This window comes from Streptomyces sp. NPDC006510 (assembly GCF_040611955.1).
GTDB lineage: Bacteria > Actinomycetota > Actinomycetes > Streptomycetales > Streptomycetaceae > Streptomyces.
Window position 1 is genome coordinate 1 of record NZ_JBEXPH010000357.1, and the last position, 4,341, is coordinate 4,341.

Annotated in this window: 4 protein-coding genes and 1 pseudogene; 4 read left to right on the forward strand and 1 reads right to left on the reverse strand. The window is 71.3% G+C overall.

Annotation, left to right across the window (positions count from 1 at the left end):
- From ABZY11_RS43120 to ABZY11_RS43135, 4 genes and pseudogenes are all read left to right on the forward strand, one after another.
- Window positions 1-149 (forward strand): annotated as a pseudogene (locus ABZY11_RS43120) (4-hydroxy-3-methylbut-2-en-1-yl diphosphate synthase); the annotation flags it as partial.
- Between the two features lie 167 nt (window positions 150-316).
- Window positions 317-1,162: a GNAT family N-acetyltransferase gene (locus tag ABZY11_RS43125; protein WP_356484410.1), complete on the forward strand. Its 846-nt coding sequence runs from the start codon at window positions 317-319 to the stop codon at window positions 1,160-1,162.
- Between the two features lie 65 nt (window positions 1,163-1,227).
- The gene (locus ABZY11_RS43130; protein WP_356484411.1) at window positions 1,228-1,842 is read left to right on the forward strand and encodes a GNAT family N-acetyltransferase; all 615 of its coding nucleotides are present in this window, start codon (window positions 1,228-1,230) and stop codon (window positions 1,840-1,842) included.
- 36 nt (window positions 1,843-1,878) lie between these two features.
- Window positions 1,879-3,579, forward strand: a complete 1,701-nt coding sequence (locus ABZY11_RS43135) for a proline--tRNA ligase (protein ID WP_356484412.1) — start codon at window positions 1,879-1,881, stop codon at window positions 3,577-3,579.
- A gap of 60 nt (window positions 3,580-3,639) precedes the next feature.
- Here ABZY11_RS43135 and ABZY11_RS43140 read toward each other — a convergent pair.
- Window positions 3,640-4,341 (reverse strand): aminoglycoside phosphotransferase family protein (locus ABZY11_RS43140; protein WP_356484413.1); only part of this gene is annotated, 702 nt, incomplete at its 5' end.

Genomic DNA, 4,341 nt, shown 5'->3' on the forward strand with positions numbered 1-4,341 from the left:
AGGGGCAGATCTTCGTGAAGGGCGAGGTCATCAAGACGGTGCCCGAGTCGAAGATCGTCGAGACGCTGATCGAAGAGGCCATGAAGATCGCCGAGCAGATGGAGAAGGACGGCATCGCCTCGGGCGAGCCCGAGGTCTCCGTCAGCTGAACCATGGCCCGCAGCACCGCGCCCCGCCGGACGAACACCGTCCGGCGGGGCGCTGCCGTGAGCGACCTCACGGCGCCCCTCGGACCCTGTTCGCAGGCGCGGGCGGCGCGGATGAGCCGCTTCGGTTACAGTGCGGAAATCAGCAGACCGCATGGTGAGGCCCCCTCGTGTTGACGCAGACCACCACCCGGGTCCTCGAACCCAGCGACCTCGGTGCCGCTCTCGCCGTCCTGGAGAGCGAGCCGGTCGCCAATGCGTTCGTGACGGCCCGGGTCCAGATCGCAGGTCTCGATCCCTGGCGCCTCGGCGGCGAGATGTGGGGCTGGTACGCCGGCGGCAGGCTCCGCTCGCTCTGCTACTCGGGCGCCAACCTCGTCCCCATCTGCGCCACCCCCGAAGCGGTCAGGGCCTTCGCCGACCGGGCCCGCCGGGCCGGCCGCCGCTGTTCCTCGATCGTCGGCCCCGCCGAGCCCACCGCCCAGCTGTGGCGGCTGCTCGAACCCGGCTGGGGACCGGCCCGCGAGGTCCGGGCCCATCAGCCGCTGATGGTCACCGAGAGCCCGGCCGCCGACGTGACCCCCGACCCCCTGGTCCGCCGGATCCGCAAGGACGAGATGGACGTCCTGATGCCGGCCTGCGTGGCGATGTTCACCGAGGAGGTCGGCATCTCCCCGCTCGCGGGCGACGGCGGACTCCTCTACCAGGCACGCGTCGCCGAACTCATCGGAGCCGGCCGCTCGTTCGCCCGGATCGACGACGGCAAGGTCGTCTTCAAGGCGGAGATCGGCGCCGCGACCCCGCAGGCCTGCCAGATCCAGGGCGTCTGGGTCGCCCCCGAACACCGCGGCCGCGGACTCTCCGAGACCGGCATGGCAGCGGTCCTGCGCTACGCGCTGGCCGATGTCGCCCCCGTCGTCAGCCTCTACGTGAACGACTACAACACCCCCGCGCGCCGGGCCTATGCCCGGGTCGGCTTCCGGGAGACCGGCGCGTTCATGAGCGTGCTGTTCTGACCGGCCCGCAGCCGACGGCCACCGCCCCGTACCCCGTTGCCCACCGAGGCCAGTAGGGTCGGCTCATGGCAGCAGTTTCCGGGGGCGGCCCCCGCATCCCCAGCGTCCGGATCGGGCCGATCGATCTCGCCGCGCGCGTGGACGAGGCGCTCGCCGTGCAGGCCCTCGCCTTCGGTCTGGGGCCCGAAGAGGTCGAAGTACGGCGGCACATCGTCCTCAGACACCTCGACCACCCCCACGCCCGCGCCCTCGGCGCCACCACCACCGACGAGCGGCTCGTCGGCTTCGTCTACGGCATGCCCAACGAACGCGGCCAGTGGTGGTCCACCGTCGTCGAGCCGTACCTCCGCGCCACCGGCTGTGCGCACTGGCTCGACGACTCGTTCGTCATCACCGAACTGCACGTCCTGCCGGAGTTCCAGAACCGGGGCATCGGACGCATGCTGATCACCACCATCACCGACGCCGTCGACCAGCCCCGGTCCATCCTCTCCGCCATCGACACGGAGAGCCCGGCACGTGGTCTGTACCGCAGTCTCGGCTACCAGGACCTGGCCCGGCAGGTGCTCTTCCCCAGCGCTCCCAAGCCGTACGCGGTCATGGGAGCCCCGCTCCCGCTGCGTCGCGGGGACCGGCACCGCGGACATATGGATTTCCGCCCACCCGTATCACCCGGCTAACCTCCTGCACATCACCCTTCCAAGCAGGAGTTCACCATGGCCCAGGTCCAGCGCATGTCCCGATTGATGATCAAGACACTGCGCGACGACCCGGCCGACGCCGAGACGCTCAATCACAAGCTGCTCGTCCGGGCCGGATACGTACGTCGCACCGCGGCCGGAATCTGGACCTGGCTGCCGCTCGGCAAGAAGGTCCTGGAGAACATCACCCGCGTCGTGCGCGAGGAGATGGACGCCATCGGCGGCCAGGAAGTGCTGCTGCCCGCGCTGCTGCCCAAGGAGGCGTACGAGGCGAGCGGCCGGTACGACGAGTACGGCGACCTGCTGTTCAGGCTCAAGGACCGCAAGGGCGCCGACTACCTCCTCGGCCCCACCCACGAGGAGATCTTCACCCAGGTCGTCAAGGACATGTGCTCGTCCTACAAGGACCTGCCCGTGATCCTGTACCAGATCCAGACCAAGTACCGCGACGAGGCCCGTCCCCGCGCCGGTGTGCTGCGCGGCCGTGAGTTCCAGATGAAGGACTCGTACTCCTTCGACACCACCGACGAGGGTCTCGCCGAGGCGTACCGGCTCCACCGCGCCGCCTACATCCGGATCTTCGAGCGTCTGGGCCTGGACCACCGCATCGTCTCCGCCGTTTCCGGTGCGATGGGCGGCTCGGCCTCCGAGGAGTTCCTCGCGCCCGCCCCGGCCGGCGAGGACACCTTCGTCGACTGCCCCGACTGCGACTACGCCGCCAATACCGAGGCCGTCACCTTCAAGGCCGTCCCCGCGGACGGCTCGGCACACGGCCCCGTCGAGGAGCTGGACACCCCCGACACCCCGACCATCGAGACGCTCGCCGCGCACCTGGGCGTCCCGGCCTCCGCGACCCTGAAGAACCTGCTGGTCAAGGTCGACGGCGAGATCGTGGCCGTGGGTGTGCCCGGCGACCGCGAGGTCGACCTCGGCAAGCTCGGCGAGCACCTCGCGCCCGCCGTCGTCGAACTGGTCACCGCCGAGGACTTCGAGGACCGCCCCGACCTGGTACGCGGCTACGTCGGCCCGCAGGGACTGGAGAAGGTCCGCTTCATCGCCGACCCGCGCATTGCCTCCGGCACCGCCTGGATCACCGGTGCGAACAAGCCCGGCACCCACGCGAAGAACGTCGTCGCGGGCCGCGACTTCGAGGTCGACGACTACCTCGACGTCGTGGTCGTCGAGGCGGGCGACCCCTGCCCCAACTGCGGCAGCGGCCTTCAGGTGGACCGCGCCATCGAGATCGGCCACATCTTCCAGCTCGGCCGCAAGTACGCCGACATCTTCTCCCTCGATGTCCTCGGCCAGCAGGGCAAGCCCGTCCGCGTCACCATGGGCTCGTACGGCATCGGCGTCTCCCGCGCGGTGGCCGCCCTCGCCGAGCAGACCGCCGACGACAAGGGCCTGTGCTGGCCCCGTGAGATCGCCCCGGCCGACGTGCATGTCGTCGCGGCGGGCAAGGCGCTCCAGACCGAGCTGGCGCTCGACGTCTCCGAGAAGCTGAACGCCGCAGGTCTGCGGGTCCTGGTCGACGACCGCGCGGGCGTCTCGCCCGGCGTCAAGTTCACCGACTCCGAGCTGATCGGTGTCCCGAAGATCCTGGTCGCCGGCCGCCGCTCGGCCGAGGGCGTCCTGGAGCTCAAGGACCGCCGCACCGGCGAGCGGGAGGAGCTCACGGTCGACGAGGCGATCGCCCGCCTCACCGCCGAGAGCTGATACCACCGAAAGCCGCAGGCCCCCCGCGCACCGCGCGGGGGGCCTGCGGCTTTCGGTCCCTCACAGCCAGCTCGCGAACTCCAGCGTCAGCTCGCCCTCCTGGCGGCGGCCGCCCGCCAGCGCCCGGGTTCCCGACTCCACCGCGCGGAACAGTGTCCAGCCGTGCAGCCGCTCGCGGTCCACGTCCAGCGAATCGGCGAGCTTCTTGATCCGTCGGCGGGCCGTCACCGGTCCGCCGGGCGAGGCGATCAGATCCTCCACGCGGTCGCGCACCAGACGCGCCAGATCGTAGGCGCGCTCACCGACCAGTGGCTCGGGACCGACCGTCAGCCACGGCGCCCGCTCGCCGGCGAGCACCTTGCTCTGGCGGAAGTTGCCGTGCAGCAGCAGAAGTTCGGGGGCGTGGGCGACCAGCGCCTCGCGCGCCGCGAGCGCCGCGGAGACCAGCGGCTCCAGGCCCGGTTCGGCCGCCGCACAGGCGCGCATCGGCTCGACACGGAGCCCGGTCCGTTCCGCGACCGTCTCGAAACCGTGATCGGCCGGCGGCTCGACCCACAGCCGGCGCACCGTCCCCGCCGCTTCCAGCAGCGCCTTCGCCTCCGGCAGCGAGCGCAGCGACACCTCGGGGTGCAGCCGCTCCAGCAGCAGTGCGCCGGGGCCGCCCGCGATGAGCTGTACCGCGCCCCAGCCGTTCCAGTGGGCCAGCGCCGCCCGCTCCAGCTCGGGTGCGGCCCCGGGCGGCGCGATCTTCAGTGCGGCCGG

Excerpts from the sequence above, each read along its gene's own strand:
- ABZY11_RS43130 (WP_356484411.1), top strand. The coding sequence starts at position 1,228 with ATGGCAGCAGTTTCCGGGGGCGGCCCCCGCATCCCCAGCGTCCGGATC.
- ABZY11_RS43135 (WP_356484412.1), top strand. The coding sequence starts at position 1,879 with ATGGCCCAGGTCCAGCGCATGTCCCGATTGATGATCAAGACACTGCGC.